Source organism: Modestobacter sp. SYSU DS0904 (assembly GCF_054051115.1).
Genome location: NZ_JBJHAQ010000037.1, coordinates 1 through 13,531 on the forward strand (window position 1 = coordinate 1; position 13,531 = coordinate 13,531).

Below are 13,531 nucleotides of genomic sequence, written 5' to 3' on the forward strand. Positions count from 1 at the left end.
AACCCGGAAGCTAAGCCTTTCAGCGCCGATGGTACTGCCCGGGGGACCGGGTGGGAGAGTAGGACGCCGCCGGACAATCTTTCCCGAAACGGGGTCACAGCCACAGGCTGCGGCCCCGTTTCGGCATTTCTGGAACACCTCGGCACCGGCCGACGCCTCGCCGTCAGGTGTCCCGCATGCCGGATCCCGAGCACGGCCGATCCGGTCCGCGTCGGACCCGCCGCTGGCCGTCACGTGACGGAAGTGCCGCCGGTCCGGCCACGCGCCGCGTCGATCAACGCCGGCGGTCCGGCGGAGCCGTCGTGGCGCCGACGTTGTCGTCGAGCCACCGGTTCAACGGCGCGAACGCCCGCCACGCGTCGCGCACCCGGTCCACGGCGGCCGCCGTGTGCAGCCACTCGCTGGGCTCCCACTGGCGTGCGGCGTGCAGCGCCTTGTGCCGGAGCAGCTCGATGCGTGGGTGGTCGGCCGGCCACCCACGAGGCGACCGGATCAGGCGGTCGCCGTCGATGTCGAAGCCGACCGCACGAAGCCGGCCCACCTCGGCCACCAGCCGGGGGCCCTGCAGGTCGTCGGCCACCGCGCGGCGGAACCGCTCCAGTTGATCGGGCTGCAGCCGCCAGCAGCCGCCGGCCACCCGCAGCCCGTCCGCGGACACCTGCACGTACACCGAAGCCAGGCCGGCGCCGTTCGGGTGCAGGACCGCACCCTGGTGCGTCTTGTACGGCGTCTTGTCGTGGCTGAAGCGCACGTCGCGGTAGGGGCGGAACAACTTCGGGGTGCCGAACTCCCCGGTGAGCTCGTCGACCAGCGCCTGCATGGGGGCGCGGACGTACTGCTCCCACTCGCCGCGGTGGGCGGTCCAGTAGGCCCGGCTGTTGTCCGCCTCCAGGCCCTCGTAGAAGACCAGGCCCTCGTCCGGGAAACCGCTGAACCCCACCGTGCTCCTCACTGTCGTGTGTCGTCCCCAGCCGTGTCGTCCTCGAACCAGCTGTGCCAGCGCTCCTGGGGGACGGTCGTGGTGTCCGCCTCGAGGGTGCGGGTCCACCCGTCGGTCTCCCAGCCCGCCCCGGTCAGGAAGCGGGCGGTGACCGCGTCGGTCGTCGGCAGCCACATCAGCAGCCCCGGCGAGTCCAGCGAGCGGGCCGCGTCGGCGACCGCGGCGATCAGGCGGCTGCCGTGCCCGCGCCGTCCCCAGCGGGGTTCCACGGCCAGGGCCACGATCTCCAGCAGACCCGAGCCGGGCTGGTCCTCCGACGGGGCGCAGGCGGCCAGGCCGACGACGGCGTCCCGCTCCAGGGCGACGAAGACCCGGTGGGCCGGCGACGGCGGCGCCTCCACCGAGCGGCGCCAGGTGCTCGCCGCGACGGCGTCGTCCCACCCGTCGAGCACCTCGTCGGGCAGCACCCCGCGGTAGGCGGTGCGCCAGGTGACCACCTGCACGCGGGCGATCTCCTCGGCGTCCGCCGGCGCCGCCGGACGGACCGACACGTCGGCGCGGCCGCGCGGGCCGGGGAGCAGGGGCAGGTCCACCCCGGCAGCCTAGGTCGTCGGCGCACCCGGGCGGTGCCCCGATCGTCGTACCCCCAGGGCAGGATCGACGACGTGACCACGGCTGTCGAGCGGCTGCCCGCCGCCCTCGCCCGGCGGATGGCGCTGGCCGCCCAGGGGTTCGCGGAGCCGCGCCCCAGCGGCACCGTCGGCACCCGGCAGCTCCGGCGCACCGCCGAACGGCTGGCCGTCGTGCAGATCGACTCGGTGAACGTGCTTTCCCGGTCGCACTACCTGCCGTACTTCAGCCGGCTGGGGCCCTACGAGCGGTCGACGCTCGACGCCCTCTCCAACCGTCGGCACGACCTGTTCGAGTACTGGGCGCACGAGGCCTCGTTCCTGCCCGCCCGCCTCCAGCCCTGCCTCCGCTGGCGGATGGACGCCGCCGACCGCGAGGCCTGGGGCTCGATGACGCGGGTGCAGCGCGAGCGGCCGGAGTACGTCGCCGCGCTGCTGGAGCGGGTGCGGTGCGAGGGGCCGCTGCGGGCGAGCCAGCTGCAGGAGGCCCGCCCGAACCGTCCCGGGAGCATGTGGAACTGGCACGCCGGGAAGGCCGCCCTGGAGTACCTGTTCTTCGCCGGCGCGCTCACCGCCCGCGCCCGCACCGCCGGGTTCGAGCGGGTCTACGACCTCACCGAGCGGGTCCTGCCCGCCGCCGTCGTCGCCACCCCGACCCCCGACCGGGCCGACGCGATCCGGGAGCTGCTGCGCACCGCGTCCCGGGCCCTCGGCGTCGCCACCGAGACCGACCTGCGTGACTACTTCCGGCTGGCGCCGGCCGACGCCCGGACGGCGATCGCCGAGCTCACCGAGGCCGGCGAGCTGGTGCCGGTGGAGGTGGCCGGCTGGGGACGACCGGCCTGGGCCGACCCGTTCGCCCGCCGGCCGCGGTGGATCCGGGCGCGGGCGCTGCTCAGCCCCTTCGACTCGCTGGTCTGGGAGCGTCCCCGGGTGGAACGGATCTTCGGCTTCCGGTACCGGCTGGAGATCTACACCCCGGCGCACAAGCGCGTGCACGGCTACTACGTGCTGCCCTTCCTCCTCGGCGACCGGCTCGTCGCCCGGGTCGACCTCAAGGCCGACCGGCAGGCGGGGGTGCTCCGCGTGCAGGCCGCGCACGCCGAACCCGGTGTCGACCACGGCGAGGTCGCGGCCGAGCTCGCCGCCGAGCTGCGGCTGCTGGCCGGCTGGACGGCGCTCGGGGAGGTCGCGGTGGCCGGCGCCGGTGACCTGGCGCCGGCGCTGACGGCCGCCCTCGCCTTCCGGGCGCCGGCGGTCTGAACCGTGCCACCACCCCCGTACCCTCGACGGGTGCCCGCGATCGCTCCGCTCCAGGTGCAGGTCATCGCCCAGACGCAGTTCACCCCGCCGGACGACGTCCCCTGGGAGACCGACGCCGACGGCGGCCAGGCCCTCGCCGAGTTCGCCGGCCGCGCCTGCTACCAGTCCTGGGACAAGCCGATCCCCGCGACGGCGACCAACGCCGGGTACCTGCGGCACATCCTCGAGGTCGGGCACCTGTCCGTGCTCGAGCACGGCAGCGTGACGATGTACCTGACCGGGGTGTCCCGGTCGCTCACCCACGAGCTCGTCCGGCACCGGCACTTCTCCTACAGCCAGCTGTCCCAGCGCTACGTCCCCGAGCGGGGCGCCGCCGTCGTCGAACCGGCCGTCATCGCCGAGGACCCGGAGCTGCACGACCGGTTCCTGGCCGCGACCGACGCCGCGCTGGCCGCGTACTCCGACCTGCTGGAGGGGCTGGAGAAGCGCTTCGCCGACGTCCCCAACGCCACGCTGCGCCGCAAGCAGGCGCGGCAGGCGGCCCGTTCGGTGCTCCCCAACGCCACCGAGACGCGGATCGTCGTCACCGGCAACTACCGGGCGTGGCGGCACTTCGTCGCCATGCGCGCCAGCGAGCACGCCGACGTGGCGATCCGCGAGCTCGCCGTGGCCTGCCTGCGCGAGCTGCAGCGGGTCGCCCCCGCCGTGTTCGGCGACTTCCGGGTCAGCGCGCTGGCCGACGGCACCGAGATGGCGGCCAGCCCCTACGTCAGCGAGGGCTGAGTGCGCACCGACGATCGAGAGAAGGAACAGACCATGGCCGAGGCCGTCCAGCTCGAGACCTCCCGCTCCGACGCTCCCCGCCCGGGCACGGTCGTCGACACCCAGTACGAGGACCTGCTGCGCCGGGTGCTGGAGACCGGCACGGCGAAGTCCGACCGCACCGGCACCGGCACGCTGAGCCTGTTCGGGGAGCGGCTGCGCTACGACCTCTCCGCCGGCTTCCCGTTGGTGACCACCAAGAAGGTGCACTTCAGGTCGGTGGCCTACGAGCTGCTCTGGTTCCTCCGCGGTGAGGGCAACGTCCGCTGGCTGCAGGAGCACGGCGTCTCCATCTGGGACGAGTGGGCCGCCGAGGACGGCGGCCTGGGGCCGGTCTACGGCGTCCAGTGGCGCTCCTGGCCGACCCCCGACGGCGGCACCGTCGACCAGCTCGCCGGGGTGCTCGACACCCTGCGCACCGACCCGGACTCCCGCCGGATGGTCGTCTCCGCCTGGAACGTCGCGGCCCTGCCGGAGATGGCGCTGGCGCCCTGCCACACGTTGTTCCAGTTCGCCGTCGCCGACGGGCGGCTGTCCTGCCAGCTCTACCAGCGCAGCGCGGACATGTTCCTCGGGGTGCCGTTCAACATCGCCAGCTACGCCCTGCTCACCCAGCTCGTGGCCCAGCAGGTCGGCCTGGAGCCCGGTGACTTCATCTGGGTCGGCGGTGACTGCCACGTCTACACCAACCACGTCGACCAGGTGCGCGAGCAGCTCTCCCGCGAGGTGCTGCCCTTCCCACGGCTGACCATCGACCCGGCGCCGTCGCTGTTCGACCACTCCTTCGAGGACCTCCACCTGCACGACTACCGGCACCACCCGGCGATCCGCGGCGCGGTGGCCGTCTGACCGTGACGTCCCCGATCCCGGCCGGCACCGTGCGGATGGTGTGGGCGCAGACCACCGACGGCGTCATCGGCGCCGACGGCGGCCTGCCCTGGCACCTGCCGGAGGACCTCCGGCTGTTCAAGGCGCTGACCCTGGGCGGCACCGTGGTCATGGGCCGGCGGACCTGGGAGTCGCTGCCGCCGCGGTACCGGCCGTTGCCCGGACGCAGCAACCTCGTGCTCAGCGCCACGCTCGACCCGGCCGAGGTCGGCGTCCCGGTGGCCCGCTCGGTCGAGGACGTCCTCGACCGCGGCGAGGACCCGTGGGTGATCGGCGGCGGCACGGTCTACGCGGCGTTCCTCCCGCACGCCGCCGAGGTCGTCGTCACCGAGGTGGACGCGCGGGTGCCGGGTGACACCTGGGCCCCACCGCTGGGGCCGGACTGGGCGCGGCACGCGCAGGCGCCGGCGGCCGGGTGGGCGACGTCCGCCGCCGGCCTCCGGTTCCGCGTGTCGTCGTGGCGGCGGGGGACCCTTCCGGCCGGTCCGGTGCCGGCGGTGCTGGCCGAGCACGCGGAGCGCTGGGTCGCGCCCGGACGGTCCCACGGTGGCGTCGGTGCGGGCCGGTAGATTCTCGGGCATGACCAGCGACCCCGCCCGGCCCTTCGGGCGCGTGATCACGGCGATGGTCACCCCGCTCGCCGAGGACGGCACGATCGACCTCTCCGGCGCGCAGGAGCTCGCCGCCCACCTCGTCGACCGCGCGTCCAACGACGGGCTGGTCGTCTTCGGGACGACGGGGGAGTCGCCCACGATCAGCGACAGCGAGCAGCACGCGGTGCTCGAGGCGGTGATCGACGCCGTGGGCGACCGGGCCACCGTGATCGCCGGCGTCGGCACCAACGACACCGCGCACTCGATCGAGAAGGCGCAGTCCGCGGCCCGCCTCGGCGTCGACGGGCTGCTGGTCGTCACCCCGTACTACAACAAGCCGCCGCAGGCCGGGCTGCTCCGGCACTTCACCGCCGTCGCCGACGCCACCGACCTGCCGGTGATGCTCTACGACATCCCGCACCGCTCGGGCATCCCGATCCACGTGGAGACCCTGGTGCGGGCCGCCGAGCACCCGAACATCGCGGCGGTGAAGGACGCCAAGGGCGACTTCGGCGCGGTGCAGTGGACCCTGGCCCGCACCGACCTCGCCTACTACTCCGGCGACGACATGCTGAACCTGCCGCTGCTGGCCGTCGGGGCCGTCGGCGTGGTCAGCGTGGTCAGCCACCTGGTCGGCACCCGCCTCGCCGAGATGGTCACCGCGGTCGAGTCCGGTGACCTGGTCGCCGCGCGCGCCGTCAACGAGAGCCTGCTGCCGGTCTACACCGGCGTGTTCCGCACCCAGGGCGTGATCACCGTGAAGGCGGCGCTGCGCGAGCTCGGCCTGCCGGCCGGCCCGGTGCGCCCCCCGTTGGTCGACGCGACCCCCGAGGAGCTCGCGCAGCTGCGCGAGGACCTCGCCGCCGGAGGAGTCCAGCTGTGACCTCGATCCCCCCGCCCGGTCAGCAGGCGCTGCAGCCGCACCTGGACCTCAAGGCACCGCCGCCGCTGGCCCCCGGCGGGCTTCGGGTGATGGCCCTGGGCGGGCTCGGTGAGATCGGCCGGAACATGGCCGTCCTCGAGTTCGACGGGAAGCTCCTCGTCATCGACTGCGGGGTCCTGTTCCCCGAGGCCGAGCAGCCCGGCATCGACCTGATCCTCCCCGACTTCGGGGTCATCGAGCACCGGCTGGCCGACGTCGCCGCCGTCGTGCTGACCCACGGGCACGAGGACCACATCGGGGCGATCCCCTACCTGCTGCGGCTGCGCGCCGACATCCCGCTCATCGGCTCCCGGTTCACCCTCGCCCTGGTCAAGGCCAAGCTGCGCGAGCACCGGATCGACCCGGTGCTGGTCGAGGTCGCCGCCGGGGACGACCACCTCGCGGGGCCCTTCCACACCGAGTTCATCAGCGTGAACCACTCGATCCCCGATGCGCTGGCCGTCGCGGTGCAGACCCCGGCGGGCACGCTGGTGCACACCGGCGACTTCAAGATGGACCAGCTGCCGCTGGACGGGGTGCTCACCGACCTGGGCGCCTTCGCCCGGCTCGGCGTCGCGGGCATCGACCTGCTGCTGTCGGACTCCACCAACGCCGAGGTGCCCGGCTTCGTCACCTCCGAGCGGGAGATCGGCCCGGTGCTCGACTCGGTCTTCGAGCGGGCCACCCAGCGGCTGATCGTCTCCAGCTTCGCCAGCCACGTGCACCGGATGCAGCAGGTGCTCGACTGCGCGGTCAAGCACGGTCGCAGGGTCGCCCTCGTGGGCCGGTCGATGGTCCGGAACATGGGCGTCGCGCAGGACCTCGGCCTGCTCCGCGTCGCCCCCGGGCTGATGGTGAAGCTCGACGAGGCCGCCGCCATGCCACCGGAGCAGGTGGTGCTGATCAGCACCGGCTCGCAGGGCGAGCCGCTGTCGGCGCTGGGCCGGATGGCCCGCGGGGAGCACCACCAGATCAACATCGAGGCCGGCGACACGATCATCCTGGCCTCCTCGCTGGTGCCGGGCAACGAGACCGCCGTCTACAAGGTGATCAACCAGCTGGCCCGCCTCGGCGCCACCGTCGTGCACAAGGAGACCGCACGGGTGCACGTCTCCGGGCACGCCCCGGCCGGCGAGCTGCGCACGCTGATCAACGTGGCCAAGCCCCGCTACCTGATGCCGGTGCACGGGGAGTGGCGGCACCTGCGGGCGCACGCCGCGCTGGCCGAGCAGACCGGCATGAGCCGCGACCGGATCCTGCTCGCCGAGGACGGCGTGGTCGTCGACCTGATCGACGGCAAGGCCGCCATCGTGGGCAGCGTGCCGATCGGCAACGTCTACGTCGACGGGGTCAACGTCGGCGACGTGGGCGAGGAGTCGCTGCAGGCCCGGCGCATCCTCGGCGACGAGGGGTTCGTGGCGCTCACCGTGGTGATCGAGCCCTCGACCCGCACGATCGTCCGGCCGGTGCACCTGTCGACCCGGGGCTTCTCCGACGACCCTGCGGCATTCGACGAGGCGCTCGCCCTGGTCGAGGACAACCTGCGCCGCACCCTCGCCGACGGCGAGGTCGACCCGCACCGGCTCTCGCAGGTCATCCGCCGCACGGTCGGGAAGTGGGTGAGCGACACCCACCGCCGCCGCCCGATGATCATCCCCACCGTGCTGGAGGTCTGACCCCCGACCGCGTGACGAGCGCGCAACTCCCGCTGCGCTCGGCTCCGAGCGGTGCCAGCATGATCCAGATGGGGTCCTGGACGTCGCGGCGCGGCAGAGCGAGGAGTGGGCGGCGGCTGCCCGGCAGCGGGTCCGGTCCTCGGCGCCGGAGCGCCGGGGTCGCCGTCTGGCAGGTGGCCCTCGACCTCCCGGACGACGCGCTGGAGGCGGCCTCGGCCGTGCTCTCGCCCACCGAGCTGGCCCGGGCCGAGCGGGGGACCGAGTGGGTCCGCCGGCGGAGGATCGCGCTGCGCGCCGCCCTGCGCACGGTCGCCGCGCACGAGCTCGGCTGCCGGCCGGGGGAGGTCCCGCTCACCACCGGACCGAACGGGCGGCCGGAGACCTGCGGCCCGGCGGCCGGGCTCGACGTGACCTGCACCGCCTCCGGCACGGTCGGGCTGGTGGCCGTGGGCTGGGACGTCCGGATCGGCATCGACCTGGAGCGGGTGGGCCGGTGGACCCCCGGCACGCTCGACGACGGGTGGCTGTCCGAGCGGGAGGCTGCCGCCCTGCTCGCCCTGCCCGCCGGCGAGCGGGCGACCGCGCTGGCCCGCGTCTGGACCGGCAAGGAAGCCGTCCTCAAGGCAGCCGGATGCGGACTGACGGTCTCCCCGGCGCTGGTCGAGCCGGGATTCGCCACCACCCGCGCGCAGGTGGCCGGGTGGACGGTGACCGGTCTGACCACGCCGCCCGGGACGGTCGGCCGGCTCGCCTGCTCACGCCGCCGCGCGCTGCGCCGCCGCCCGGTCCCGCGACCGCTCGATCTCGTCCCCGCTGAGAGGAGCACCCCATGACGTCCGTCGCCGACAGCCGGGCCACCGGCAGCCAGCTGGCCGCCTTCCGGAGCACCTGCGAGCCGCTGGCCGGCCGGTCCCTGGACACCCCGGCGGAGCTGCACGCCTTCTCGGTCGACCGGCCGCAGGAGTTCTGGCGACTGCTCCTGGAGTGGTCGGGCCTGCCCTGGTCGGGCTCGGCCGGCACCGTGCGCACCGGGGACGACGTCGAGACTGCCCGGTTCTTCCCCGACGTCTCCCTGAACTACGCCGAAGCGCTCCTCGCCCCCCTGCCCGAGGTCGACGACGACGCCCCGGCGCTCACCTCGCTGCACGCCGACGCCCCGGCCCAGCGGTGGTCCCGGCGACAGCTGCGCGAGGCCGTCGCCGGCACGGCCGACGCGCTCGCGGCCCTGGGCATCGGGCCCGGCGACCGGGTCGCGGTCATCGGCCCGAACGACGGCGCGGTCACCGTCGCGGTCCTGGGGCTGGCCGCCGTGGGCGCCACGGTCTCCACCTCCACCCCCGACATGGGCCCGGCCACCCTGCTGGGCCGCTTCGCCCAGGTCGAGCCGACCACCCTGCTGCTCGACCGGTCCGTCGGGCCGGCCACCGGCACCGCGGCCCTCGCGGAGCTGCTGGGCGGGCTGCCCACGGTCCAGCGCGTGCTGGTCCTCGACGACGGCCCGCTGCCGGAGCACCCGGTCGTGCCGGTCGGCCGCCTCGCCGACCTGGTCGCGCGGGCCGACGGCGGGCGGCACCACGAGTGGCCGCGGCTGCCGTTCGACCACCCGCTGTTCGTGATGTTCTCCTCGGGCACCACCGGGCCACCGAAGGCGATCGTGCACGGCGCCGGCGGCACGCTGCTCGAGCACGTCAAGGAGCACCGGCTGCACGGTGACCTGGGGCCCCGCGACCGGATGTACTTCCACACCACCACCGCCTGGATGATGTGGAACTGGCAGCTGTCCGCGCTCGCCGTCGGCGCCTCCGTGGTGCTGTACGACGGCCCGGTCCGCGGGCCGCGGACCCTCTGGGAACTGGTGGCCGAGGAGCAGGTGACCGTCTTCGGCACCAGCCCGGCCTACCTGCAGCTGTGCGAGGACGCCGGGTACCGCCCCCGTGACCAGGTGGACCTGGCCGCGCTGCGCGCCGTGCTGTCGACCGGCTCGGTGCTGCACGAGTGGCAGTTCGACTGGGTGGCCGGGGCGGTGGGGCCGCAGCCCCTCCAGTCGATCTCAGGCGGGACCGACATCATCGGCTGCTTCGTGCTCGGACACCCCGAGCTGCCCGTGCGCCGGGGCAGGTCCCAGGCGCTGAGCCTCGGACTGGACGTGGCCGCCCTCGACGAGCGGGGGGACGCCGTCGTGGACCGGATCGGTGAGCTGGTCTGCCGCAACCCGTTCCCGTCCCGGCCGGTCGGTTTCCTCGCGGACCCCGACGGCAGCCGGTTCCACGCCGCCTACTTCGCCGACCACCCCGGGATGTGGACCCACGGCGACCGGGTGGACGTCGCCGCCGACGGGTCGGCCCGCGTGCACGGCCGCTCCGACGGGGTGCTGAACGTCGACGGCGTCCGGATCGGGCCGGCCGAGGTGCTGACCGCGCTGCGCGGCGTCCCCGAGGTCGCCGACGCGATGCCGGTCGAGCAGCGCGACCCCGGCCACCCCGGGCAGACCCGGATGGTGCTGCTCGTCGTCCTCGCCCCCGGCACCGTGCTGGACGCCGCGCTGGACCGCACGATCCGGCGGACGCTCCGCCGGGAGGCGTCCCCGGCGCACGTGCCCGCGCTCGTGGTCGCCGTCCCCGGCCTGCCGGTGACCCACAACGGCAAGCAGTCGTACCGGGCGGCGCAGGACGCGGTCAACGGCGACCCGGTGCCGAACCTCGACGCGCTCCGGGACCCCGAGTGCGTCGTCGCCATCCGCGCGGCGGTGCCGGCGGCGGGCCGGCCGCCCGCCACCCCGGAAGCGCCTCCGGTCGTCGCCGGGGCGGGGGACGAGGACGCGGAGCTGCGCAGCGGTGTCGCCCGGGAGTGGTGCGCCACGCTGGGGCTCCGCGCCGCCGAGCCGGACGACGACTTCACCGACCTGGGCGGCACCTCGCGGCAGGCGGTGGACCTGCTGCGGCGGCTGCGGACCGAGCTGGGTGCCGAGGTGACGATCGACGAGTTCGCCCGCCGGCCCACGCTGGCCGGGCTGGTGCGGCTCGCCGCCGCGGCCCGCGCCGCCGCCCCCGAGGTCGTGGAGCTGATGCGCCCGGGCACCGGCCGGCCGGTGTTCGTCGTCGCCGACGCCTGGGGGCAGCTCAACTCCTACGCCGGGCTCGTGCGCCGGTTGGACACCACCCGGCCGGTGCACGGGCTGCGGCTGTCGGTGACCGACGACCGGGGTGCGCGCCGCCCCCTCGCCGACGTGGTCGACGACGCCCTGGCCGGCATCCGCCAGGTCCAGCCGCAGGGCCCGTACAGCATGCTCGGCTACTCGTTCGGCGGGCTGGTCGGCTACGAGGCGGCGGTCCGGCTGCGGGCAGGCGGTGCGCAGGTCGGCTACGTCGGGCTGCTCGACGTCCTGCCCCCGGCGGCGAACCTCACGCCGGCCGAGCGCCGGGCCCACTCCTGGGCGGGCCGGGCGCAGACCGCCCGCTCGGCCACCAAGGCCGGCAAGGCCGTGGCCCGGCACCTGCCGGCGGGGCTCCGGCGGCGGTTCGCCGACCCGGTGCAGGCCATGGTGCGAGGGCTCTTCGCCGCCGTGGACGACCACCGGCTGTCCCGCTACGACGGCATGGTCACCTACTACCAGGCCCGCGACCGGCTCCCGGTCGTCGGCAACACGATGGCCGCCTGGCTCCGCGTGGCCCCCCACCTGGTGACCACCGACGTGCCCGGGGACCACTGGGACCTGCTCGCCGCCGAGCACCTCGACGAGCTGGCCGCCCGGGTCTCGGCCACGCTCCGCTGAGCGGGGCCGGCCGGGTCACGGCCGGACGACGGCGATGGGGGTGATGCCCTCCTCGGCGGGCAGCTCGAAGCCGAGCACCTGGGCGTAGAAGGACAGCTCGCCGTCCAGCGCGGTCCGGATGTTCTCCGCCTTGCGGAACCCGTGCTGCTCGCCGGCGAAGAGCACGTAGGCGTGCGGCACGCCCTTCTCCCGCAGCGCGGCGACCATCATCTCCGCCTGCTCCGGCGGCACCACCCGGTCCTCGTCGCCCTGGAACACCGCCAGCGGGGTGTCCAGCGCACCGGTGTGGTGGATGGGGGAGCGCGCGGCGTAGACGTCGGCGCCCTCGGGCCACGGGGCGATCAGCCCGTCGAGGTACCGGGACTCGAACGAGTGCGTGTCGGCCGCCAGCGCGGCCAGGTCGGCGACGCCGTAGTGGCTGGCCCCGGCGGCGAAGACCCCCGGGCGGAAGGTCAGCGCCGCCAGCGTCGTGTAGCCGCCGGCCGACCCGCCGCGGATCGCCATCCGGGCCGGGTCGGCGCGGCCGTTGCCGGCCAGCCACCGGGCGCAGGCGACGACGTCGTCCAGGTCGGCGACGCCCCAGCGCCCCTGCAGCGCCTCCCGGTACCGGCGGCCGTAGCCGGTCGACCCGCGGTAGTCGACGTCGGCGACGGTGAAGCCCCGGGAGGTCCAGTACTGCACGGCCAGCGACAGCACCGGCGACGCCGCGGCGGTCGGCCCACCGTGCACGAGCACCAGCAGCGGTGGCAGCTCCCCGGCCGGGCCGTCGACCCGCGGGTTGGCCGGCGGGTAGACCAGCGCGTGCGCCTCGGCCACCCCGCTCCCGCGCTCCTCGGTGGGGAAGGTGACGTGCTCGGGGCGGGAGAACCAGGCCGGGTCCAGCCCGAGGTCGCGGGCCGGGCGCAGCACCTCGGTCCGCCCGTCGGTCGCGACCCGCAGCACCACCGGCTCCGACGTCGGTCCGCCGGCCACGCAGACCACGCCGTCCCCGGCCGCCCGGACCTGGCCGAAGGACCCGTACGGCAGGTCGAGCTCGCGCAGCGTCCCGTCGGGCTCCCGCACGGCGAGCCGGTCGGCGCCGTCCCGGCCGTACGCCAGCACCACCCGGCCGTCGGGCAGCAGGGCGAACCGGCTCTGCCCGAACACCCACTGCGGACCGGCGATGTCGCTGCCGACGTCGACCACCAGCTCCGGCTCGCCGCCGGACGTCCAGCGGTACAGCGACCACACGTCGGTGCGGTCGGCCAGGAACCACAGCGCGCCGTCGGCGGCCCACACCGGCTGCACCACCGACTCCGGCTGCGCCCCCGACCGCCCGCCGGCGACCACCGTCTCGGCGCCGTCCGGACCGCGGACCACCAGCTCGGCGGCGTCCCACGGCATGTCCGGGTGCTGCCACTGCAACCAGGCCAGCGACCGGCCGTCGGGGGAGCGGCGCGGGTCGGAGACGAAGTCGCTGCCCGACACCAGCACCTCGGTGCTGCCGTCGCCGCCGACCCGGACCACCTCGTGGACGACGTCGGCCGCCGCGCCGCCGGCGGAGTGGGTCTCCCGGACGGCGAGCACCCCCGCGCCGCCGTCCACCACCGACAGGTCGGCGAAGCGGACCCCGGCCGGGATCGCCGGCTCGGCGGTGACCGCCACCGGCTCGCCGCCCGGGGCCACCCGGTACAGCCGCTGGTCGCCGAAGGAGGTGAACCACACGACGCCACCGGCCACGGTCCAGGCCCCGCCGCCGTACTCGTGCACCCGGGTGCGGACGTTCCAGGGCGGCGGGAGCAGATCGGTCGTCGTGCCGTCGGGCGCGCGGCGGACGAGCACCGTTCGGCCCCCCTCGCTGGGGCGGCCCTCGGCCCACCAGACGTCCGCGTCGGTACCGGAGCCGTCGGCGACCACCTCACCCAGCCGCGCGGAGGCGCGGACCACCAGCTCGGAGGTGATCGGGGTGGGCCAGCTGCCGTACGGGCGGGTCTCGGTCACCCCCGAGACCGTAGCCATCGCACCGCGACCGGCGCACCGCCCGTGC

At 75.2% G+C, this 13,531-nt stretch carries 11 protein-coding genes and 1 rRNA gene; 9 read left to right on the top strand and 3 right to left on the bottom strand.

Annotation, left to right across the window (positions count from 1 at the left end):
* Positions 1-75, top strand: a 5S ribosomal RNA gene (rrf, locus tag ACI79U_RS18060); the annotation flags it as partial.
* Positions 76-274: 199 nt separating this feature from the next.
* Here the strand turns inward: rrf and ACI79U_RS18065 are convergent.
* Together ACI79U_RS18065 and ACI79U_RS18070 are read right to left on the bottom strand one after the other, a co-directional pair.
* Positions 275-940 (bottom strand): DUF2461 domain-containing protein, encoded by a 666-nt coding sequence (locus ACI79U_RS18065; RefSeq protein ID WP_457071261.1) that lies wholly within the window; start codon positions 938-940, stop codon positions 275-277.
* Between the two features lie 8 nt (positions 941-948).
* Complete coding sequence (locus ACI79U_RS18070) at positions 949-1,533, bottom strand: N-acetyltransferase family protein (protein ID WP_457071259.1); 585 nt, start codon at positions 1,531-1,533, stop codon at positions 949-951.
* Between the two features lie 72 nt (positions 1,534-1,605).
* Between ACI79U_RS18070 and ACI79U_RS18075 the strand changes: the two genes are divergently transcribed.
* The 8 genes from ACI79U_RS18075 to ACI79U_RS18110 all read left to right on the top strand — a co-directional run bounded on the left by ACI79U_RS18075 (position 1,606) and on the right by ACI79U_RS18110 (position 11,505).
* Positions 1,606-2,832: a winged helix-turn-helix domain-containing protein gene (locus ACI79U_RS18075; protein ID WP_457071257.1), complete on the top strand. Its 1,227-nt coding sequence runs from the start codon at positions 1,606-1,608 to the stop codon at positions 2,830-2,832.
* A 30-nt stretch (positions 2,833-2,862) separates the two neighbouring features.
* Positions 2,863-3,615 (top strand): FAD-dependent thymidylate synthase, encoded by a 753-nt coding sequence (gene thyX / locus ACI79U_RS18080; RefSeq protein WP_457071255.1) that lies wholly within the window; start codon positions 2,863-2,865, stop codon positions 3,613-3,615.
* Positions 3,616-3,648: 33 nt separating this feature from the next.
* Positions 3,649-4,503: a thymidylate synthase gene (locus ACI79U_RS18085; protein WP_457071253.1), complete on the top strand. Its 855-nt coding sequence runs from the start codon at positions 3,649-3,651 to the stop codon at positions 4,501-4,503.
* Between the two features lie 2 nt (positions 4,504-4,505).
* Positions 4,506-5,111 carry a dihydrofolate reductase gene (locus ACI79U_RS18090; RefSeq protein WP_457071251.1) on the top strand — a complete coding sequence of 202 codons (606 nt, stop codon included), beginning with the start codon at positions 4,506-4,508 and terminating at the stop codon, positions 5,109-5,111.
* A 10-nt stretch (positions 5,112-5,121) separates the two neighbouring features.
* On the top strand, positions 5,122-6,018 hold the full coding sequence (dapA, locus tag ACI79U_RS18095; RefSeq protein ID WP_457071249.1) for a 4-hydroxy-tetrahydrodipicolinate synthase: 897 nt from the start codon (positions 5,122-5,124) through the stop codon (positions 6,016-6,018).
* Entirely contained in the window at positions 6,015-7,733 is a 1,719-nt protein-coding gene (locus ACI79U_RS18100; protein ID WP_457071247.1) for a ribonuclease J, read from the top strand. The genes dapA and ACI79U_RS18100 overlap by 4 nt, the downstream gene beginning before the upstream one ends.
* 173 nt (positions 7,734-7,906) lie before the next feature.
* Positions 7,907-8,566: a 4'-phosphopantetheinyl transferase family protein gene (locus ACI79U_RS18105; protein ID WP_457071245.1), complete on the top strand. Its 660-nt coding sequence runs from the start codon at positions 7,907-7,909 to the stop codon at positions 8,564-8,566.
* Positions 8,563-11,505: an acetoacetate--CoA ligase gene (locus tag ACI79U_RS18110; protein WP_457071243.1), complete on the top strand. Its 2,943-nt coding sequence runs from the start codon at positions 8,563-8,565 to the stop codon at positions 11,503-11,505. The genes ACI79U_RS18105 and ACI79U_RS18110 overlap by 4 nt, the downstream gene beginning before the upstream one ends.
* Positions 11,506-11,520: 15 nt before the next feature.
* Here ACI79U_RS18110 and ACI79U_RS18115 read toward each other — a convergent pair whose 3' ends face one another.
* Positions 11,521-13,485 carry a prolyl oligopeptidase family serine peptidase gene (locus tag ACI79U_RS18115; RefSeq protein WP_457071240.1) on the bottom strand — a complete coding sequence of 655 codons (1,965 nt, stop codon included), beginning with the start codon at positions 13,483-13,485 and terminating at the stop codon, positions 11,521-11,523.
* Positions 13,486-13,531: the final 46 nt, after the last annotated feature.

Coding starts and splice junctions, on each gene's coding strand:
- ACI79U_RS18085 (WP_457071253.1), top strand. CDS start 3,649: ATGGCCGAGGCCGTCCAGCTCGAGACCTCCCGCTCCGACGCTCCCCGC.
- dapA (WP_457071249.1), top strand. CDS start 5,122: ATGACCAGCGACCCCGCCCGGCCCTTCGGGCGCGTGATCACGGCGATG.
- ACI79U_RS18110 (WP_457071243.1), top strand. CDS start 8,563: ATGACGTCCGTCGCCGACAGCCGGGCCACCGGCAGCCAGCTGGCCGCC.